At 60.0% G+C, this 18,716-nt stretch carries 20 protein-coding genes and 1 pseudogene; 12 read left to right on the top strand and 9 right to left on the bottom strand.

Annotated features, from left to right (window positions below; genetic code table 11):
* Nucleotides 1–68: 68 nt before the first annotated feature.
* The 7 genes from EPK99_RS12075 (at nt 69) to EPK99_RS12040 (ending at nt 8,642) form a co-directional block, all read left to right on the top strand.
* Nucleotides 69–1,319, top strand: a complete 1,251-nt coding sequence (locus EPK99_RS12075) for an ABC transporter substrate-binding protein (RefSeq protein WP_205909096.1) — start codon at nt 69–71, stop codon at nt 1,317–1,319.
* Nucleotides 1,320–1,602: 283 nt separating this feature from the next.
* Entirely contained in the window at nt 1,603–2,511 is a 909-nt protein-coding gene (locus EPK99_RS12065; protein ID WP_128443414.1) for a carbohydrate ABC transporter permease, read from the top strand.
* Nucleotides 2,508–3,401: a carbohydrate ABC transporter permease gene (locus EPK99_RS12060; protein ID WP_128443256.1), complete on the top strand. Its 894-nt coding sequence runs from the start codon at nt 2,508–2,510 to the stop codon at nt 3,399–3,401. The genes EPK99_RS12065 and EPK99_RS12060 overlap by 4 nt, the downstream gene beginning before the upstream one ends.
* 4 nt (nt 3,402–3,405) lie before the next feature.
* Entirely contained in the window at nt 3,406–4,500 is a 1,095-nt protein-coding gene (locus EPK99_RS12055; protein ID WP_128443255.1) for an ABC transporter ATP-binding protein, read from the top strand.
* 159 nt (nt 4,501–4,659) lie between these two features.
* Nucleotides 4,660–5,514: a BON domain-containing protein gene (locus EPK99_RS12050; RefSeq protein WP_128443254.1), complete on the top strand. Its 855-nt coding sequence runs from the start codon at nt 4,660–4,662 to the stop codon at nt 5,512–5,514.
* 266 nt (nt 5,515–5,780) lie between these two features.
* Nucleotides 5,781–7,481 carry a sensor histidine kinase gene (locus EPK99_RS12045; RefSeq protein WP_128443253.1) on the top strand — a complete coding sequence of 567 codons (1,701 nt, stop codon included), beginning with the start codon at nt 5,781–5,783 and terminating at the stop codon, nt 7,479–7,481.
* Nucleotides 7,482–7,607: 126 nt separating this feature from the next.
* Nucleotides 7,608–8,642, top strand: a complete 1,035-nt coding sequence (locus EPK99_RS12040) for a DNA topoisomerase IB (protein WP_164901769.1) — start codon at nt 7,608–7,610, stop codon at nt 8,640–8,642.
* Nucleotides 8,643–8,719: 77 nt separating this feature from the next.
* Here the strand turns inward: EPK99_RS12040 and EPK99_RS12035 are convergent, their stop codons facing one another.
* The 3 genes from EPK99_RS12035 to EPK99_RS12025 form a co-directional block, all read right to left on the bottom strand.
* The gene (locus EPK99_RS12035) at nt 8,720–9,280 is read right to left on the bottom strand and encodes a type 1 glutamine amidotransferase domain-containing protein (RefSeq protein ID WP_128443251.1); all 561 of its coding nucleotides are present in this window, start codon (nt 9,278–9,280) and stop codon (nt 8,720–8,722) included.
* Between the two features lie 37 nt (nt 9,281–9,317).
* Nucleotides 9,318–9,515, bottom strand: a complete 198-nt coding sequence (locus tag EPK99_RS12030; RefSeq protein ID WP_128443250.1) for a hypothetical protein — start codon at nt 9,513–9,515, stop codon at nt 9,318–9,320.
* A 403-nt stretch (nt 9,516–9,918) separates the two neighbouring features.
* On the bottom strand, nt 9,919–10,194 hold the full coding sequence (locus tag EPK99_RS12025) for a hypothetical protein (protein ID WP_128443249.1): 276 nt from the start codon (nt 10,192–10,194) through the stop codon (nt 9,919–9,921).
* A 119-nt stretch (nt 10,195–10,313) separates the two neighbouring features.
* On the opposite strand from EPK99_RS12025, the gene EPK99_RS12020 reads away from it, so the two are divergent.
* The 3 genes from EPK99_RS12020 to glgX all read left to right on the top strand — a co-directional run bounded on the left by EPK99_RS12020 (nt 10,314) and on the right by glgX (nt 12,952).
* Entirely contained in the window at nt 10,314–10,580 is a 267-nt protein-coding gene (locus EPK99_RS12020; protein WP_245582393.1) for a hypothetical protein, read from the top strand.
* On the top strand, nt 10,580–10,807 hold the full coding sequence (locus EPK99_RS12015; protein ID WP_128443247.1) for a hypothetical protein: 228 nt from the start codon (nt 10,580–10,582) through the stop codon (nt 10,805–10,807). The genes EPK99_RS12020 and EPK99_RS12015 overlap by 1 nt, the downstream gene beginning before the upstream one ends.
* Before the next feature lie 69 nt (nt 10,808–10,876).
* A complete protein-coding gene (glgX, locus tag EPK99_RS12010) occupies nt 10,877–12,952 on the top strand; it encodes a glycogen debranching protein GlgX (RefSeq protein ID WP_205909089.1) in 2,076 nt (691 codons plus the stop codon).
* A 60-nt stretch (nt 12,953–13,012) separates the two neighbouring features.
* Here glgX and EPK99_RS12005 read toward each other — a convergent pair whose 3' ends face one another.
* A complete protein-coding gene (locus EPK99_RS12005) occupies nt 13,013–13,576 on the bottom strand; it encodes a DUF308 domain-containing protein (protein ID WP_128443246.1) in 564 nt (187 codons plus the stop codon).
* Nucleotides 13,577–13,707: 131 nt separating this feature from the next.
* Here EPK99_RS12005 and EPK99_RS12000 point away from each other — a divergent pair, with 131 nt between their 5' ends.
* On the top strand, nt 13,708–14,286 hold the full coding sequence (locus EPK99_RS12000; protein ID WP_128443245.1) for a TetR/AcrR family transcriptional regulator: 579 nt from the start codon (nt 13,708–13,710) through the stop codon (nt 14,284–14,286).
* A 29-nt stretch (nt 14,287–14,315) separates the two neighbouring features.
* Here the strand turns inward: EPK99_RS12000 and glgA are convergent, their stop codons facing one another.
* Together glgA and EPK99_RS11990 are read right to left on the bottom strand one after the other, a co-directional pair.
* On the bottom strand, nt 14,316–15,791 hold the full coding sequence (gene glgA / locus EPK99_RS11995; protein WP_128443244.1) for a glycogen synthase GlgA: 1,476 nt from the start codon (nt 15,789–15,791) through the stop codon (nt 14,316–14,318).
* Between the two features lie 292 nt (nt 15,792–16,083).
* A complete protein-coding gene (locus tag EPK99_RS11990) occupies nt 16,084–16,431 on the bottom strand; it encodes a DUF2934 domain-containing protein (protein WP_128443243.1) in 348 nt (115 codons plus the stop codon).
* A gap of 164 nt (nt 16,432–16,595) precedes the next feature.
* On the opposite strand from EPK99_RS11990, the gene EPK99_RS11985 reads away from it, so the two are divergent.
* Nucleotides 16,596–16,841 (top strand): hypothetical protein, encoded by a 246-nt coding sequence (locus EPK99_RS11985; RefSeq protein ID WP_128443242.1) that lies wholly within the window; start codon nt 16,596–16,598, stop codon nt 16,839–16,841.
* 89 nt (nt 16,842–16,930) lie between these two features.
* Here the strand turns inward: EPK99_RS11985 and EPK99_RS11980 are convergent, their stop codons facing one another.
* From EPK99_RS11980 to EPK99_RS11970, 3 genes and pseudogenes are all read right to left on the bottom strand, one after another.
* Nucleotides 16,931–17,428, bottom strand: coding sequence for a YciE/YciF ferroxidase family protein (locus tag EPK99_RS11980; RefSeq protein WP_128443241.1), 498 nt, complete (start codon nt 17,426–17,428; stop codon nt 16,931–16,933).
* 138 nt (nt 17,429–17,566) lie between these two features.
* Nucleotides 17,567–17,959 carry a BON domain-containing protein gene (locus tag EPK99_RS11975; protein ID WP_128443240.1) on the bottom strand — a complete coding sequence of 131 codons (393 nt, stop codon included), beginning with the start codon at nt 17,957–17,959 and terminating at the stop codon, nt 17,567–17,569.
* Between the two features lie 75 nt (nt 17,960–18,034).
* Nucleotides 18,035–18,618 (bottom strand): annotated as a pseudogene (locus EPK99_RS11970) (cysteine hydrolase family protein).
* Nucleotides 18,619–18,716: the final 98 nt, after the last annotated feature.

The following is an 18,716-nucleotide window of genomic DNA, read 5'->3' as shown; positions in this document are numbered from 1 at the left end:
GATTTATATCGTTATAAATTCTCATATCCGGAGAGGAGCCCGGATGCAAAGGGAGAATCTCGATGAAAATTCGTATGATCAGCAAGCTTGCTGCAGGCGTTGCCATGGTTGCCATGGTCGCGGGTGCCGCCAAGGCCGCCGAGCAGGTTGAAGTCCTCCATTGGTGGACCTCGGGCGGCGAGGCCGCCGCACTCAACGTGCTCAAGGAAAACCTTCAGAAGGAAGGCGTGGGCTGGAAGGACATGCCGGTTGCCGGCGGCGCAGGGTCCGCCGCCATGACCGCGCTGCGCGCCCGCGTCACTGCCGGTGATCCGCCGACCGCCGTTCAGCTGCTCGGTTTCGACCTGCGCGACTGGTCCGAAATGGGCGTCGCGGCCAATCTCGACGATCTCGCCAAGAAGGAAGGCTGGGACAAGGTCATTCCGCCGGCGCTTCAGGCCTTCTCGAAATATGACGGCCACTGGATCGCAGCCCCGGTGAACATCCACTCCACCAACTGGCTGTGGTTGAACAAGGCCGCGCTTGACAAGGCCGGCGGCAAGGCCCCGACCAATATTGACGAGCTGTTCACGCTGCTAGACAACTTCAAGAGCCAGGGCATTATCCCGCTCGCCCACGGCGGCGTTCCGTGGCAGGACGGCACGATGTGGGAATCCGTCGTGCTTTCGGTCGGCGGTCCGGACTTCTACAAGAAGGCAGTTCTCGATCTCGACCCGGCTGCACTGTCCGGCGACACCATGAAGAAGGTGTTCGACGACATGTCCAAGCTGCGCAGCTATTTCGATCCGAACTTCTCCGGCCGCGAATGGAACCTCTCCACCGCGCTCGTCATCGAGGGCAAGGCCGGCGCGCAGGAAATGGGCGACTGGTCCAAGGGCGAATGGTTGCGCGCCAAGAAAGAGCCGGGCAAGGATTTCGTCTGCATCCGCTTCCCCGGCACGCAGGGCTCGGTGCTGTTCAACGCCGATCAGTTCATGATGTTCGACGTGGGTGAAAAGCAGAAGGACGCGCAGATGAAGATGGCGTCCGCCGTCGAGAACCCAGGCTTCCAGATCGCTTTCAACACCGTCAAGGGTTCCGTCCCGGCGCGCACCGACATCTCGGACGAGAAGTTCGACGATTGCGGCAAGAAGGGCATGAAGGACCTGAACGAAGCCTCCGCCAAGGGCACGCTGCTCGGCTCGCTCGCTCATGGTTACGCCCAGCCGGCGGCGATCAAGGAAGCCATGCTGGACGTCATCACTCAGCACCTCAACGGCCAGCTGACGACCGACGCCGCCCTGAAGCGTCTGCCGGAAGCGGTCGCTGCGGCGAAATGATGTGATGGGTGCGTGGCTTTGTTACATTGCTGCTTTGCTGCCTTGAGGGCCACGCACTCCTCATTCCTGTGCTTGTCACAGGAATCCAGCAGCGCCGCGTCCGCGGCGCGAAAGGGTCTTTTCAGCCCAAAGACTTGGGCTGGCTGGATCCCTGTGACAAGCACAGGGATGAGGAGAGGAGGCACCCTCGCTTGTTACCGCTATGGCTTTCGGCAGGAATAATTCTCCGCCCCAATTTCTCTCTCGCTCCTCACCGGAGATCTCCATGACGACAATCGAACCGATGCCGGTGGTTACCGCAAGGAGACAGCGGCGATCGTTTGCCGATGGTATTCGCGACGGGTTGCCTAAGCTGGTGCTTGCGCCGTCCTTCGCCATCATCCTGGTGTTCGTCTACGGGTTTATCCTGTGGACGGTCTACCTGTCCTTCACCACGTCGAAAATGATGCCGATCTACAAATGGGGTGGCTTTGATGCCTATTACCGTCTCTGGTCGCAGCCCAACTGGTATGTGGCGATGGAGAACCTGGCGATCTTCGGCGTGCTCTATATCGGCATCTGCATCGCTCTTGGGCTCGGCATCGCCATCCTGATGGATCAGCGCATTCGTGCCGAGGGCATCTTAAGGCCGATCTTCCTCTACCCGATGGCGCTGTCCTTCGTGGTGACTGGCACGGCCTGGAAGTGGTTTCTCAATCCCGGCCTGGGGCTTGAGAACACCATGCACAATCTCGGCTGGACGAGCTTCAAGTTCGACTGGCTGGTCAACCCCAAGATGGCGATCTACACGATCGTCATCGCGGGCGTCTGGCAGGCGTCGGGCTTCGTGATGGCGATGTTCCTGGCGGGCCTGCGCGGCATAGACGGCGAGATCATCAAGGCCGCCCAGATCGACGGTGCCTCGACCGTTGCGATCTACCGCCGCATCATCATTCCGCTGCTGCGGCCGATCTTCCTGTCGGCCTTCATCGTGCTCGCCCACATGGCGATCAAGTCTTACGACCTGGTGATCGCGCTGACCGGCGGCGGTCCGGGCAATGCCACCGAACTGCCTTCGACCTTCATGTATTCCTACACCTTCAACCGGAACCAGATGAATGTGGGCTCGGCGAGCGCCGTGATGATGCTGATGGGTATCAGCGCCATCATCATCCCCTATCTCTATTCGGAACTGCGGGAGAAGAACCGATGAGCGGAGCTGCCGAAACAGCCAACGGGACCGTGAGCGCAGGCTCGGCGCGCACGGCGCGCTACTTCATCTATGCGACGCTGATCGTGCTGGCGCTGGTTTACCTGCTGCCGCTCTACGTCATGCTGACGACCTCGCTGAAGTCGCTCGACGAGATCCGTGGCGGCGACATGCTGGCCCTGCCGAAGGACCCGTCGATCGCGGCCTGGGTCAAGGCCTGGGGCGAGGCCTGCATCGGGGTCTCCTGTGTCGGCATCAAGGGCTATTTCTGGAACTCCATCAAGATGGTGGTGCCGGCCGTGTTCATCTCCACCCTGCTCGGCGCGCTGAACGGTTATGTGCTGACCAAGTGGCGGTTTCCGGGCCACAGAATAGTATTCGGCATGATGCTGTTTGCCTGCTTCATTCCGTTTCAGGCGGTCCTCATTCCCATGGCCCGCCTGCTGGGCGCAGCCGGCATGTCGAATTCGACGGCGGGGCTGGTGTTCGTACATGTCGTCTATGGTCTCGGCTTCACCACCCTGTTCTTCCGCAATTATTACGAGGCCTTTCCGGACGAGCTGGTGAAGGCTGCGATGATCGACGGCGCCGGCTTCTTCCGCATCTTCTGGCGAATTCTTCTCCCCACATCGGGGCCGATCATCGTCGTCACCGTCATCTATCAGTTCACGAATATCTGGAACGACTTCCTGTTCGGCGTGTCCTTTTCGTCCGGCGAAGCCTCGCCGATGACGGTCGCGCTCAACAACCTGGTTTCCTCCTCCACGGGCGTCAAGGAATACAATGTGGACATGGCGGCAGCCGTCTTCGCGGCGCTTCCGACGCTGTTCGTCTACGTCGTTGCCGGACGCTATTTCGTGCGCGGCCTGATGGCCGGCGCAGTCAAGGGATAATCTCATGAGCTTTCTCGAAATCAGGAATATCCGCAAGAAGATCGGCAACATCGAGATCTTGAAGGGCATCGATATCGACCTGGAAAAGGGCGGCTTCCTTGTGCTTGTCGGCCCCTCCGGCTGCGGCAAGTCGACCTTGCTCAATGCGATTGCCGGGCTTCTGCCGCCTTCATCGGGCGATATCGTCATCGACGGCCAGGTGGTGACGGACCTGCACCCGTCCAAGCGCGATATCGCGATGGTCTTCCAGTCCTACGCGCTCTACCCCAATATGACGGTGGAAGAGAACATTGCCTTCGCGCTTGAAATGCGCGGCGTGGAAAAAGCGCAGCGCGTTACAGCCGTGCGGCAGGTGGCAAAGACGCTGCAGATCGAGCACCTGCTGGACCGGCGTCCGAGCCAGCTATCGGGCGGCCAACGCCAGCGCGTCGCCATGGGCCGCGCGCTCGTGCGCCAGCCGCGCGTCTTCCTGTTCGACGAGCCGCTGTCAAACCTCGACGCCAAGCTGCGCGTGGAAGTGCGCGCCGAGATCAAGGCGCTGCACCAGAACACCGGTGCCACGATCGTCTACGTGACGCATGACCAGATCGAGGCGATGACGCTTGCGACCAAGATCGTCGTCCTGAAGGAGGGCATGGTGCAGCAGGTCGGCTCTCCGGCTGAAATCTACAATCGTCCGGCCAATCTTTTCGTCGCGGATTTCATGGGCTCGCCCGCCATGAACATGCTGAAGGGCAGGGTGGCGGAGACCGGCATCGCGCTGTTCGGCAGCAACGGCGTCGTCGTGCCGGTGCCGCCTTCCGTGACGAAGAAACTGCCTGATGGCAAGGAGGTCATCATCGGCCTGCGCCCGGAAGCGATCACGGATGACGGGCTGGTCGATCCCACCGCCCGCTCCATTGCCCATATTGCCGCAGAAGTTTCCATGATCGAGCCGACGGGTTCGGACACGTTCCTGACCGGGAAGGTGGACGGCGCAAGCTTTACCGCCCGGACCCGCGCCGAAGTGGTGACCGAGCTTGGCCAGAGCTTCCGTTTTGCCTTCAACCTGGACAAGGCGGTCGTCTTTGACCCCGAAACCGGCAGCCGGATCGACTGAAGCTTCACGAAAAGGAGCCCTTTTCGTTCTGCGATCCGCCCTATGCGCCGCAATTTGCATGAGAGCCCCGCCAGCCTGAAATCTCGGAACAAACCCTGGAGGGGGTGGTTGGACTTGATGTTCCGCCTGAGGAACCAAGTCAAACCGAGGAGACAAACAATGGCGAACGGACCTTATTCCCCATCCGGTGGGTATCGCAACGACCGCGGTCGCGACGAGCAAGACCATTCGCGCCAGCCAAGCGAGCGTTCGGGTCGCGATGGCAACGTGCGCGGCTTTGCGGATTATCAGCGCGACGTCGAATTCGGTGGACGCGACGAGCGCGACCGCTCGACCCATGACCAGACTGACAGAGACCGCGGCGGACGCGACGACTACGGACAGGAGGGCAGCTTTAGCGACAGCGATCAGGCTCGTGGCTGGGCACGCGAATCCTATCGCGCCAATCCATCGTCCTTCACCTATGAGCCAGACCGTGCGCGGCCCAATCCTGTCCCGCGGGATCGCTACGCGTCCGGCGTTGACGGTGGTTCCGACGCTGGCCGTTATGGAACCGCTGACCGCCACGGGACCGACCGCTATGGCTCGAGCAATTCTGACAACTACGGCTCGGGCGATCGCACCCGCAGCAATGACGGCCAAGGCGAGCGCCGCGGCCTGATGGAACGGGCCGGCGACGAAGTGGCATCCTGGTTCGGCGACGACAAGGCCAGCCAACGGCGCGACATGGATCAGCATCGCGGCAAGGGCCCTAAGGGATACCAACGTTCTGACACGCGCATCGAGGAAGATATCAACGACCGGCTGAGCGACGATCCTATCCTGGATGCCTCCAATATCAGTGTCACGGTCGCTCAGGCGGAAGTCACCCTGGACGGCTTCGTGTCCAGTCGCTGGGACAAGCGACGGGCTGAAGACCTTGTGGAGGATATTTCCGGCGTTCGTCATGTGCAGAACAATCTGCGCGTCAATAACAGCATGAACGACACGCTTGGTGGATCGACCACGGTTTAAGACAGCGATCAGGGTCGAGCCGGGGTTTCCGGCTTGGCCTGTTCCTGTCCGAAAGCGGTACGACCTTCGAAAAGCGCCTGCCCATCGGAGGTATCGCGGAGGGCTACCCACGGAAAAGCCTGGGATTTTTCAATCAATCCTTGGCCATGTCCGCAAAAACAGATAAAAAAGTTCCGCTACTGCATAGCAAGGGGCGGGACAACGGATGCCATGTGCGTGCGGGTGGAACAGCGCCTGCGAACCAGATCGTGGATCAAGCACGCGAGATGAATAGGTTCTCGCGTTTGCTCCCTGTTGCGCCGATTGGCGCCTATCTGATTGCACTGGCAGTCGGCATAGCCTTGCCTTTGCTGGTCTTCGTCGGCTTCCTGATGATGCAGCTCGAGGAACATGAGCGCGATATCCTGTCCAGCGATACCGCGGAGGATGCCCAGCTGATCGCTCGTTCGGTCGATCGCGAGCTGCAGGATATGGCGACCACGCTTCGCTTGCTGGTCACCTCGCCGGAGCTGGAGGCGGGCGACTTGCGCTCCTTCCACAATCGCACCCAGAACAGCCTCAGGTCGAACTCGCTTTACGTCATTCTTGCCAGTCCCGACGGGCAGCTGCGTCTCAATACGCGTGTGCCTTTCGGTACGACGCTCGGGAAAACCGCCAACATGCCGGCGCTCCAATCGGTGATGCGTTCGCAGGTGACGGAAGTATCGGACGTATTTCTGGGCGCGACCAGCGGCAACTGGGTGTTCAACGTGGCGGCGGCGCTGCCGAAGGACATTTCCTATTCGGGCGCCGTGATGATCATTACGCAGAACGCCGAGGAGCTGAAAAAGCTGATCTCGACGGAAGGCCTTCCCGCCGGTTGGTCGGCGGCCGTGGTGGACGGATCGGGTCATGTGGTCACGTCGGTCGGCGCGCATGCGCTCGGTCCTGGCGATCCTTTTCCGGCTGGCACTCTGCGGCTGATGACAGGGTTCAAGGGCACGATCGAAGATGTCGAAGGCGTCTCCCGCCAGATGTACGGCTATGCGCAGATTACCGGCTGGACCTGGAGGGCCGTGGTATGGGGGCCGATCGATGCCGCTCAGGCCAATATTCTCGCCACCTGGCGGCAGCTCGTGCTGGGTGGCATCCTGTTTCTGGCAGTCAGCGCGCTTTGCGCCTATCTGGTGGCCCGACAGCTGCGAATGCCGATCCAGCAGATCGCGCAGATGGCAGCGCGCATCGGCGAGGGCGAAATCGTCTCGCCCATTCAGACGAGGATCAGGGAAGCCAATCAGGTCGCGATCGCGCTTTCTAATGCGTCCTTCGACAGAAGCCAGGCCGAGGACCGGATACATCTCATTCTCCACGAGCTTGTCCACCGCACCAAGAACATCCTGACCCTGGTCCAGGCGATGATGCGCCAGCTCGCCCGCAAGGATACGAGCATGGAAGAGTTCCAGAAGGCGATCGGCAACCGGCTGCAAGGACTCGCGAAATCGATCGAGGCGCTTGCCAGGGAGCAGTGGGCCGGCGTGTCGATCCGGCGCGTGGTCGAGATCCACATGAGCACGTTTGCCGAAGTGGCAGACCGCGTCGATGTTCAGGGAGAGGATTTCGTTCTCAAGGCGGAAGCAGTGCAAAATCTGGGGCTGGTGCTGCACGAGCTGGCGACCAATTCGGTGAAGTATGGTGCACTGTCGGCACAGCACGGCACGGTGCGCATCGCCTGGACCAGTCTTGACGAGCCCGCCCAGGGCGGCCCTATGCTGCGGCTGAGCTGGGAGGAGCAGGGCGGGCCACCGGTAAAGGAACCGTCCGAAACCGGTTTCGGAACGACCATCATCAAGCGCCACGCGGCCGCATCCTTTGCCGGCCAGGTAGAGGTCAACTTCCGTCGCGAGGGCCTCCAATGGATACTGATTGCCCCTCGATCCTCTTTCGAGCGCGGCGAGGGCAGCGAAACTCCCGCCGACGTGACCGTTTAGACTTGCGGCTTCGTATCGTCGCGCGTGCCGGGAACGAAGCAGTTTCTGCTCCGTTTAGCGGGCATGGACGCTATGCTCACTGCCACCACAATCACCGCCGAAACGACGACGACCACGACGATCGAAATCGATCAGGTCTCTCTCGAAAGCATTGGCCTCACCTATGTCAGCGATGGCGAACCGGGAATCCGCCGGCTTCGCCGCGGCAAGGGGTTCTGCTACCGGCTGCCGGATGGGGGGCTACTTTCCGACGAACTGGAAAAGCGGCGGATTGCTTCGCTCGGCCTGCCGCCGGCTTACGAGAATGTCTGGATCTGCCTCGATCCGCGTGGCCACCTGCAAGCGACCGGTTACGACTCCCGTGGCCGTAAGCAATACCGTTACCACACGGAGTGGCAGCTGTTTCGCAGCGAGCAAAAGTATGACCAGCTTCTCCGGTTCGGAGAGGCCTTGCCGCGCATCCGCCGCCGCGTGACGCGTGACATCTCGCTTGGCCTCGGTCAGACGGAAGCCGTGATTGCGGCCCTGGTCGCGCTGATGGATGCGACGCATTTGCGGGTGGGCAACCGTCTCTACGCCAAGGAGAACAAGACCTACGGCGCCACGACGCTTCTGAAGCGACACATGAAGCGCTCTGGCGATACGGTTCTGCTGCGCTTCACAGCCAAGGGCGGCAAGCGGGTGCAGCACACGATCAAGCATCCGCGGCTGCAGCGCATCTTCGAAGAGATTGCCGATCTGCCGGGCCGGCAATTGTTCTCTTGGCCGGACGAGCACGGCGTGCCGCATCCGATCGACTCTGGACGGCTCAATGCCTATCTCGCAAAGGCGGCAGGCTTCAGCATTTCCGCCAAGACCTTCCGCACCTGGGGCGGAAGTCTGGCAGCGCTGATGGAAGCATGGAAGATCATCGAGGAGGACGGCAAGCGGCCGAAGGTAAAAGCCATCTGCAAGGCCGCGTCCGAGGCGCTGCACAATACGCCCGCCGTCTGCCGCTCGAGCTACATCCACCCGAGCATTCTTGCCTTGGCGGAGGATATTTCCCCTGTTGAAAAGCTGATGGCTGAAAAGCCTTATCTCAAAGGTCCGAAGGGGCTGCGCTCCACCGAGCAGCGGCTCCTGGCATTCCTGCGAGAAACCGCCGGTTCCCAAGCGGAATGAGGTGGGACTAGTCGCATTTCATCATTGAAAAAGCCGCCCGGCATGTGCAGGGCGGCTCATTTTGGACTAGGTCAGGACTAGGCGGCTTGGCGGTTATGTTTGCCTTCCTGGATTTCCTCGACAATCTTGTCGATGAATTGCGGCAGATCCTTTGGCGAACGCGAGGTGATGATGCCGTTGTCGGTTACCACGGCCTCGTCCCGCCAGGAGGCGCCAGCGTTCCGCAGGTCGGTCCGGATGGAATGGTAGGACGTTGCCTTGCGGCCGCGCAGAGCATCGGCTTCCACCAGAAGCCAGGGGCCGTGGCAGATCGCAGCGACAGGCTTGCCGCTCTTCACGAAATCGCGCACTACACGCACCGCATCTTCATCGACACGCAGGAGGTCGGGGTTGATCTGGCCGCCCGGTAGAACCAGGGCGTCGAAATCTTCCGCCTTCACATTTTTTGCTTCGAGATCTACGGGCACGCTATCGCCCCAGTCGGTCTCGTCCCAGCTTTTGATTTCGCCGGTTTTGATAGAAGCGATCTTCACGTCGGCGCCGCGCTTGCGCAGTTCTTCCAGCGGCACGCGGAGCTCGGAACGCTCGTACCCATCGGTGGCCAGAATGAGGATTGAGGCGGATTGGATGTCAGCCATCTTTGATCCTTTCGATTTAAGTTGGTCTTGATGCTGCTCACAGGCGGCCAGTCGAGAGGTCCCTGCCATTGATCGAGGCGGGCACGCTGATCTCGTCACGCGGCGCCTTCGAGAGCGGGAGAGCAACGTTGTTCGGTACGACCACATGAAACTCTGCCGAACGCACAAGAGCTGGAGACTTCTTGGTCGTGTGGGGAAAAAACCTGTCCTTGAGCGTCCTGAACATGTCCTGCATGGTGCACCTCCGTTGCAGGCGCCACCTCCGGGCGCCCATCAAGGCTAACCCACCGTCAAGGCTTTGGTTCCAGTTTTTAACCGCGTGTAAGATTTGGTGATCGCCGCCACGGGATCACCACCGGGGGCAGGCGCGCCTCGTTCTTGCGCACGCGAAGCCGCCCTCGCGGGCGTATGCACACCGCGAGGGCGTTGGCCTTGCGGCCGCTCTCCTCCTCAGGAGCCTTAATCTATAGTCAGACCGGGACGATCATCATGTAGCACACGGCTACCGTGAGAACGAAACCCGCTACTTCCATCCATTCCCTGACCATGGTCGCCTCCACCTTGTCGTCAATGAACGTGAACATCCGTATTATGGTTCCACAATCTCGCCATAAACGTGGCAGCAGCGCCTTAAACCTTTAAACTCGGGTGTCACTATTGGCAGAGGCCCTGGCCCGCGCAGCATCGAGGATCGCCCTTGTCTCGCTTGCGGTTGCATTCTCCAAGGCGAAGGCCTCGTCCGGCATGACGCCCGGATCCTCCTCATAGTCGGATACTGACGCATCATCCCGCAGTCTCCGCAGAACGTCTTCCGCCTTCTCGCCGCCGATGACAGCTGCAAGAAGATCGATGATCAGTTCCCGGTGGGCGTTCAACCGTGCCTCAAGTTCCTGCGGTGTCATAGTCTCTCGCATGTCGGCCTCCATCTTGTCTGTACCCCAATTTAGCGCGACATGCGTTGGAGGGAACCATTGCGATGACCGGATGTTGAGCCTTCAGCACATTTTGGAGGTTAGCAATGAGTCATATTGCCATGTCTGAGCAAGCCGGAGAGCGCGATGTCCGCGACAGGTTGATCCTCGCACTCTATGCGCAGCTGAAAGCCGAACGTCAGACGCGCGAGGCTTTGGAGTACGTCATCCGAAACGGTGGCCTCGCGCCGGAGGTCCTGGAGGCGATTGCCAGCGACCCTATTCCGGTTGCTGCTGCGGAAGATGTCGCAGCAGTGGAAAAAGTCGTCGCACTCGATCGCCGCCGCCGTGCCACTCCAGCCACCAAAGCCGATGGAGATACACGGTGATGAGACGGTTAATCCTAGCCGCATCCGCTGTGGTGTTGCTTTCCACATGCAGCGATTCCAGCAATACGCAGAGCGACCCGATCGATAACACGCCGCCGCCGCAGGCCGAAAACATGGCCCCGACAGAGCGGCGGGCTACACCGCAGAGCGGCTCCGGGTATGAGGCGCCGGTCAATAATGCCGCCGGCGCGACGAACCAGCAGCCAACGGAACCACCAAAACCATAGTTTTTCGAAACCACGGAACGATTTGTTGTGCCGCACCATTATGTCGGCGATCTTCAAAAAGGGTGCGGTATGGATATGAATTCAACGAATTTTGCGATTGAGCCGGGCTCATGGCTCCAGCTCGGGGCAAATTATGACGGCGAAGGCGTGAACTTCGCGATCTTTTCCGCGCATGCGGAGGGGGTCGAATTATGTCTCTACGACCCCAGTGGCAAAGTCGAGATCGCGCGCTTGGCGCTTCCGGAATACACGCACGAAATCTGGCATGGCTACGTTCCCGGGTTGAAGCCAGGTGCGCTCTATGGCTACCGCGTTCATGGTCCCTATGACCCGGAAAACGGTCACCGATTCAACCCCAACAAGCTGCTGATCGACCCCTACGCCCGCGAACTGGTGGGAGATGTGGAGTGGAACGAAGCTCATTTCGCCTATGATCTTCTGCACGAAGACAAGGATCTCGTGTTCGATGCACGCGACAGCGCTCCTTTCATGCCAAAGTGCCGGGTCATCGACCCGAAGGAGTTCGATTGGAACGACAACCGGCCGAATATCCCTTGGCCGGCCGCGATCGTTTATGAAACCCATGTGAAGGGCTTCACGCAACTCAACCCCGGCGTTCCTGAGGAGCTTCGCGGCACATTCGAGGGCATGGGCCACAAGGCTACGGTGGATTACATCAAGAGCCTCGGAATTACCTCCGTGGAGCTTATGCCGGTCCATTATTTTCCGGATGACCAGCACCTGCTCGAAAAAGGTCTTCACAATTTCTGGGGCTACAACACGCTCGGATTCTTTGCGCCGGCCTCGCGATATTACGGGCCACGCGGGATCCAGGGCTTCCGCGACATGGTCCGCAGCTTCCACGACGCCAATATCGAGGTGATCCTCGACGTCGTCTACAACCACACGGCCGAAGGCAACGAGCTTGGCCCGACGCTCTCGTTCAAGGGTATCGACAACTTCTCCTACTACAGGACGATGCCTGACCAGCACCGCTACTACATCAACGATACCGGCACCGGCAACACCGTCAATACCTCACATCCGCGCGTCCTGCAGATGGTCACGGATTCGCTGCGTTATTGGTCCGAGGCCATGCACATCGACGGCTTCCGCTTCGATCTTGGCACCATTCTCGGGCGCGAGCCGGAAGGCTTCAACGAGCGCGGCGGATTCTTCGACGCAATCACGCAGGACCCTGTGCTCTCCAAGGTCAAGCTGATCGGCGAACCGTGGGATATCGGCCCCGGCGGCTATCAGGTCGGCGGCTTCCCGCCTGGCTGGGCCGAGTGGAACGACAAGTACCGCGATACGGTGCGCGAATACTGGAAGGGCACGAATGTCTCCACCGATTTCGCAGCACGCTTGCTCGGTTCGGGAGACCTTTATGACCAGCGCGGACGCCGGCCCTGGGCGAGCGTCAACTTCGTCGCGGCCCATGACGGCTTCACGCTGAACGATCTGGTCTCGTATAACGAGAAGCACAACGACGCCAACGGCGAAGACAATAACGACGGCCATAACGATAACCGCAGCTATAATTATGGCGCCGAAGGTCCGACCGAGGACGAAGGTATCAATGCGGTGCGAGAGCGCCAGAAGCGCAACTTCCTGGCGACGCTACTGTTTTCGCATGGCACGCCAATGCTTCTGGCCGGCGATGAATTCGGCCGCAGCCAGCTCGGCAACAATAACGGCTATTGCCAGGATAGCGAGATTTCCTGGGTTCATTGGGAAAACCTGCCGGAAAGCTGCGAGGAACTGCGCGAATTTACCCGCCAGATCATCAAGCTGCGCCACGAGCAGCCGCTCCTGCGGCGCGAAAACTGGCGCGATGGCATGGATATCAAGTGGTTCAATGCCGGCGGCGGGTTCCAGACGGCCGAACAATGGGACGAGGGATCGACGATCGGCCTCTATATCGGCCGGGGCGATCTCAAGGAAGAAGAAGGGATTTGGCACGACGTGCTGCTGCTCTTCAATCCGTTCGAGGGCAATGTGCCTTTCCAAATTCCGCAGTTCGGCGAGGGTGGCTGGGTGCTGGAACTGACCACGTCCGATGTCACCAAGCACGGTCAGGTCATTACCAAGGAAAAGGATTTCGAGCTGGAAGGCCGCAGCCTGGCGCTTTTCCGCCGCCCATAGGCGGTCAGTCAACAACATGCGAACGAAAGAGGCCGGCCCCAGCGCCGGCCTCTTTCGTTGCTAAGGCTTGGCAGTTGCCGTGCGAGAGGCCGCAACTGTCAGCAAGATTGCCGATAGCAGGAAATAGAAAGCGCCGAAGCCGACATAGGGCACGATGTCGAGAATAGTGGGCTGGATGGCACCGAGAGACCGGGTGATCATAAACCCGCCGGCAAGCGTTGATTGAGCGCCGCTCAGGATCATAGCCCATTGCGCGCCATAAAGGCGCCACCGCCGCACTGCGGTGGAAAGCTGCAGCAGGCCGGACAGGATCGCCCAGACGCCGAAGACGGCCAGAACCGCCTGGTTGTCCTTCATCAAGGCGAAGAAGACCGCCAGTGCCGTTATCGTACTGACGGCAACGTTCAATGCTTGGGACCGATTAGCCTTCAGACCGCCATTCGAGCGGGCATCGACAAGATTGGCGAGGGCATCCCAGGCCGGGTAGATGACGAGCAACAGAAAGGCAAAGGCGGAATGAGCGCCGAAAAGGACGGCAGCTGCGATCCAGAAGATCGAGAAGAGGGCGCGGATAAGATAGTAGGATCGCAACCAGTTGGATTGGGTATTCGATTGATTTGACATGGCAGACTCCTTGGAATGCCATCCTACTAATAGGTAGGTAATTTTCGATGTCAATTCCTTTGTTGGGCCGGCTGGATTCAAACGGGCACCCCGAACATTGACAGCCTCCCTAGCAGAAGGTAGGCAGCATCATGAACGTTTCGACTTCGGAAAAAATATTGGATGTCGCAGAGTCTCTCGTCGTCGCGGGAGGCTATAACGGTTTTAGCTATGCGGACATTTCCGATGCCGTCGGCATCAGGAAGGCCAGCATACACCATCATTTTCCGACAAAGGCTGAACTGGTCGAGGTTCTGCTGGATCGGTATGTGCAACGCGCCGTCTCGGGACTGAAAGCCCTTGGCGAGCAGGTCACGAACCCGGCCAAGCAGCTGGAGGCCTATCTAGGCTACTGGCAGTCATGCATTCTAGACGCCTCGCAGCCGTTTTGCGTCTGCGCAATGCTCGCCAGCGAGATGCAGATGCTGCCGGAGGAGGTCGCGGCGCATGTCCGGGCCCATTTTCGCAACCTGGCCATCTGGGTGAGATCCGTGCTCGAAGCGGGGGTCGAGCAAGGGTTGTTCAGTTTATCCGCGCCGCCGGAACAGGAAGCAGAAATCCTGATTGCCTCGGTGCACGGGGCGATGCTGTCGGCGCGTGCGCTTGGAAAACCGGACGTTTTCTCGGCAATCGTCAGTCCACAACTTGCCCGGCTTATGACGCCCAGGTGACTGCGGATGGCCCTCGGGCCGGCTTGGCCCTAGAATGTCGCCCGGCGAATGCTCTGCGGTGCATGGCCGGACTTGCGCACTATGTTTGCATAGACCGTTGCATATTGCTGGGCACTGCGCTCCCAGGAAAACTTCGCCTTCATGCCCTGGTTCTGCAGCCGCGCCCACATTTTCGGTTCTTCAAATGCGTGCATGGCACGCCGAAGCGCCAGACGCAGGCCATCCGTCGTGACAGGATGGAACTGGAAGCCGGTTGCCACGCGCGCAGACATGGCTGCGTCGTTTGCGTCGATGATGGTCTCCGACAGGCCGCCGGTGCGCGACACCACAGGTACGGTGCCATAGCGCAATGCGTAGAGCTGCGTCAGGCCGCAAGGCTCGAAGCGTGACGGCTGGACGATCGCATCCGAGCCACCGTGTATCAAATGGGCAATCGGTTCGTCATAGCCGATATGCACCGCCATGCGGCCCGGATAGCGCTCGGCGGTGCGGATCAGATGCTGTTCCACCTCCGGATCGCCCTGGCCGAAGATGATCAGCTTGCCACCGTTCGCGACGATCTCATCGGCCGTCTCGGCCAGCATATCGAGACCCTTCTGCCAGGTGAGACGGCTGACGGCGGAGAAGACCGGCCCATTGCCTTCCGTGTCGAGGTCGAAATTCTTGAGCAGGATCTGTCGGATTTCGCGCTTCCGCCGCAGGCTATGCAGGTCGTAGTTCCGGGGCAGATGCGGGTCGGTGGCCGGATCCCAGACATCCAGGTCGATCCCGTTGACGATGCCTCGCAGCACCGAGACCCGCTCGTTGAGGATACCGTCCATGCCCATGCCGAAGCGGGGCGTCAGGATTTCGCGGGCATAAGTCGGGCTGACGGTGGTGATGGCATCGGCCGTTACCAAGCCGCCCTTCAGGAAGCTGATATCGCCGTAATATTCGAGGCCTTTCGACGAAAACAGGCTGCTCGACAGTCCGATCGCGGGAAGGATATCGGCCGAATACTGGCCCTGGAAGGCGATGTTGTGGATGGTGATCACCACCGGGACCGAGCATCCCATTTCCCGCATGTAGACGGAGGTCATGGCAGACTGCCAGTCGTGGGTGTGCACGAGGTCCGGCTGCCACCCAGGCAATATGCCGTTGGCAATCTCGGCCGCGGCCCGCGACAGGGCGGCAAAGCGTCTCCAGTTGTCGTGATGATCGCGCCCGTTGCCATCCACATAGGGACCGCCGGAGCGATCATAAAGTTCGGGCGCATCGAGGATGAAAAGGCTGAGGTCGTCGATGCGAGCGTGGATCAGAGCCGCCTGCACGCCGAGCAGATCGTCGAAGACGAGGAGCGGGGTGGCATTGTTCAGCAGCCGCATGACCTTCGGGTAGCCCGGCACGATGGACGTCGTCTCGATGCCACTGGCGACCAGAGCCTTTGGAAGCGAACCCGTAACGTCTGCCAAGCCGCCGGTCTTTACCAAAGGAAAGATCTCGGAAGTGACTGACAGAACCTTCATATGCGCAATATCCCTATTTCCGCGGTCAGATGCGGCGGATCGGCTCATCCTGTGACCAGGATTAACACCAATTTCATCGAACCGGGCATGTACATCCATTATGCTTGCCTCTGCCATGCTGCATTTGCATGACTGAGAACGCATCGTTCATATGCCCCGTTCCATTCCAGAATACGGTTTGAATGAATAAGAAGAAATGGCATTTCGGCGCCCAAAGCATAAATAAACCACTCGCCGCGGCGGGTGGGAAACGCCACGGGCAGTCGTCATCCTCTTGCGGAGGTGGGGCACGTCAGGCCTCGGTCGAGGCCTTCTTTGCACGCTTTTTGCCAGGTACTTCCGGCGAGGGCGCCGGCGTCTTCGGTGCCGCAGATGTTGTTTTGGCCGTCACCACTTTCGAGGCGGCAGCCTTGCTGGGTTTTGCCGTCGGCTTTGTTGCGGGTTTGACCGGCTCCTCTGCAGCCGGAGGCTCTGCGCTCTTGCGGCGCGACTTCGGCAGATTGCCGGTCGTCTGTTTTGCGCTCTCGTATTCGAGCGTTGCGCGCTCCCAGTGCTCGGTATCCTTGCCTGTGGGGTAACCCTCCGCCTCCCACAACTCGTAAGCGCGCGCCTTGATCCAATCGTCTTCGGATTCCGCCATCATCGTCTCCATTCGCCCAACCGCCACAACGGGGGTGCAACGTGAAAGTTCCAACGCAATCTCCATCTTGCGCGCTTCTTTCCGAGAAAGAATGAGCGGCAATCCAAACCGGCGGAACTTATGACTGAGAATTTGGTTAGAGCCGCCGGGAAGGAGACATCACAATGCAAAAATACTGCGACATAATGCCCGATGCAACCGGCTGGGTCTACGTCATAGATGGCGTAAGATCTGCGTCCTATCACCACACCTACGAGCTTGCGCTGGAAGCGGCCAAATCCCAATTCGTTCGCAAAGGACGATTTGCCGAGAGGCTGTTCCGACTGCAGGCGCCGAATGGCGAGATGCTTCCGATCAGCCGTTCTCCAACGGTGGCAGGAGCAGCGCCTCGGCTCAGCGCTCATGCCTGATCGTCATGCTTGAAGACATAAAAAAGGTCCGGTTTTACCGGACCTTTTCAGTTGGTGAAGAGGATGCCTGATGGCATCCTCTTGCTTATTCAGGCGGCCTTCTTGGCGGCAGAATTGACGGCCGTTTCGGCAAGTCCGCTCAGAAGTTCATCCGTCTTGGATTCCTCTGCGAGCGTTTCCTCGAGAAGGGTGGCGGCGTCCTTCATGCCGAGCTGCTGAGCCCAGGAACGCAGCGTGCCGTAGCGGCTGATTTCGTAGTGCTCGACAGCCTGTGCGGCCGCGAGAAGGCCGGCATCAAGAGCAGGCGTGCCCTTGAATTCGTCCATGATTTCTTCGCCTTCGGAAAGAATGCCTTCGATCGCATCACAGGTCTTGCCCTGTGCACGCTTGCCGATGATTTCGAACACCTGCTTCAGGCGGTCGATCTGACCTTCGGTTTCTTCCTTGTGCTGCAGAAATGCAGCCTTCAGCTGTTCGTCCTGGGCCGCACGAGCCATCTTCGGCAGTGCCTTCAGGATCTGGCGCTCGGCGTAGTAGATGTCCTTGAGCGTCTCGTGGAATAGGTCGTTCAGGGTCTTGGTAGCCATGGGTTTCTCTCCTTGGTTGTTCTCAAAATTGGTTCGCGTGGGCTTGCGATGCACCTAACGTGAAGATGCTTGCAAGGTTCCGAATCAGCATGAATTCGGTGACCTCAGCGGGCGGCTTGACAGGCGCAAGCCACCATTTCAGTGCCGTTCAGGCGCAAGGCGCAGGTTGTTCTGGCAGGAGCGCGCGCCATGTACAGACATAGCGGTCGCTTCAGCCTGCTCCTTGTCGGCAAGTTTTGCGACAAATCCCTCCAGAAGGACTTCGCCGCCGCTGACGGTGACCGTCAGGTTGGTGGGATCGAGAAAAGCGTCCTGGGTCAGCTTTTCCTTGATATCCTGCTCGACCAGATGGTCGGGGCGGTCGTAATCGGCCGGCGGCTCGCCTGCATGGTTTTGCGTCTCCGGGCCATCGGCGAATATGTTTGCCTCTCCCTGGAGATAGCCGCTCGGGCGGCTTTCCGCCGGACCTTCCCAGCGTGGCCATTGCGAGGTTTCGCCCGGCCGTCCCGCCTTTGGTTCCTCATTTTTCATCGGTCTCTCCTGCGATGGCGAGCACCATTGCTCTGCTTTGGAAACAGATGGGCGCGCGTAAGGTTCCGCAACCATCTATCCCCACTGACTGAGGATTTCCTCCGTGGAGGCAAGCCGAAGCTGGCTTGAGAAGCGGGTGCCGAACAGCGAGAGGGAAGCGTCATGGGTCTGGTCGGAGGTACTGCAGATCCCATCCTTGAGAAGCACGATGTAGTAGCCGAGGTCGACGGCGCCGACGACGGTAGCAAGCACGCAGACGTCGGTTTCGCCGCCCGAGATGACCAGCGTCGTGATCTCCTGCTGCTGAAGGAAGGCGTGAAGCCGCCCGTCGAGCCAGGGGGAGTAGCAGGGCTTGTCGAAGACGATGGCGGGTGGAACCAGCGCCCGCAGCTCGGGAACGAGATCCACCATTTCGTTGCCGAGCCGGTGGCGCGTCATCATCGGCCATTTGCGGTAATAGTCCCGCCAGCTCCGAACGGCATCCTCCGGCGTGACGGGCGGCACGAAGCGGTTAAAAATGGTTCCCTCGGGCGGGCCCCCGCCAATGCGGCGACCGGTTCGCGCACCCGCGCCATCCAGGGTATGTTCCAGGGCGTATCTTCGGCGAACATGCGCTGCATATCGACGCAAAGGTGGCGGCAGCGACCAAGATCCTCCATGGTTTCCTCCTCCTCATTTCAGGAGGCCAAAGAACCTGAACGGAAGATCAAAGTTCCAGAGGGAGGATATGCCGCTTCAACGAGGCCAGGAGCATGCT

Source organism: Neorhizobium lilium (assembly GCF_004053875.1).
GTDB lineage: Bacteria > Pseudomonadota > Alphaproteobacteria > Rhizobiales > Rhizobiaceae > Neorhizobium > Neorhizobium lilii.
Note: the sequence above shows the minus strand (reverse complement) of the source record. Positions and strands in the feature narration are given on the sequence as shown.

Bases quoted from the DNA above. Each gene is read 5' to 3' on its own strand.
- EPK99_RS12000 (WP_128443245.1), top strand. From the start codon at position 13,708: ATGAACGTTTCGACTTCGGAAAAAATATTGGATGTCGCAGAGTCTCTC.
- EPK99_RS12025 (WP_128443249.1), bottom strand. From the start codon at position 10,194: ATGCGAGAGACTATGACACCGCAGGAACTTGAGGCACGGTTGAACGCC.
- EPK99_RS12045 (WP_128443253.1), top strand. From the start codon at position 5,781: ATGAATAGGTTCTCGCGTTTGCTCCCTGTTGCGCCGATTGGCGCCTAT.
- glgA (WP_128443244.1), bottom strand. From the start codon at position 15,791: ATGAAGGTTCTGTCAGTCACTTCCGAGATCTTTCCTTTGGTAAAGACC.
- EPK99_RS11980 (WP_128443241.1), bottom strand. From the start codon at position 17,428: ATGGCTACCAAGACCCTGAACGACCTATTCCACGAGACGCTCAAGGAC.
- EPK99_RS12030 (WP_128443250.1), bottom strand. From the start codon at position 9,515: ATGCAGGACATGTTCAGGACGCTCAAGGACAGGTTTTTTCCCCACACG.
- EPK99_RS12050 (WP_128443254.1), top strand. From the start codon at position 4,660: ATGGCGAACGGACCTTATTCCCCATCCGGTGGGTATCGCAACGACCGC.
- EPK99_RS12060 (WP_128443256.1), top strand. From the start codon at position 2,508: ATGAGCGGAGCTGCCGAAACAGCCAACGGGACCGTGAGCGCAGGCTCG.
- EPK99_RS12055 (WP_128443255.1), top strand. From the start codon at position 3,406: ATGAGCTTTCTCGAAATCAGGAATATCCGCAAGAAGATCGGCAACATC.
- EPK99_RS12035 (WP_128443251.1), bottom strand. From the start codon at position 9,280: ATGGCTGACATCCAATCCGCCTCAATCCTCATTCTGGCCACCGATGGG.
- EPK99_RS12065 (WP_128443414.1), top strand. From the start codon at position 1,603: ATGCCGGTGGTTACCGCAAGGAGACAGCGGCGATCGTTTGCCGATGGT.
- glgX (WP_205909089.1), top strand. From the start codon at position 10,877: ATGGATATGAATTCAACGAATTTTGCGATTGAGCCGGGCTCATGGCTC.
- EPK99_RS12020 (WP_245582393.1), top strand. From the start codon at position 10,314: ATGTCTGAGCAAGCCGGAGAGCGCGATGTCCGCGACAGGTTGATCCTC.
- EPK99_RS11975 (WP_128443240.1), bottom strand. From the start codon at position 17,959: ATGAAAAATGAGGAACCAAAGGCGGGACGGCCGGGCGAAACCTCGCAA.
- EPK99_RS12005 (WP_128443246.1), bottom strand. From the start codon at position 13,576: ATGTCAAATCAATCGAATACCCAATCCAACTGGTTGCGATCCTACTAT.
- EPK99_RS11990 (WP_128443243.1), bottom strand. From the start codon at position 16,431: ATGGCGGAATCCGAAGACGATTGGATCAAGGCGCGCGCTTACGAGTTG.
- EPK99_RS11985 (WP_128443242.1), top strand. From the start codon at position 16,596: ATGCAAAAATACTGCGACATAATGCCCGATGCAACCGGCTGGGTCTAC.
- EPK99_RS12015 (WP_128443247.1), top strand. From the start codon at position 10,580: ATGAGACGGTTAATCCTAGCCGCATCCGCTGTGGTGTTGCTTTCCACA.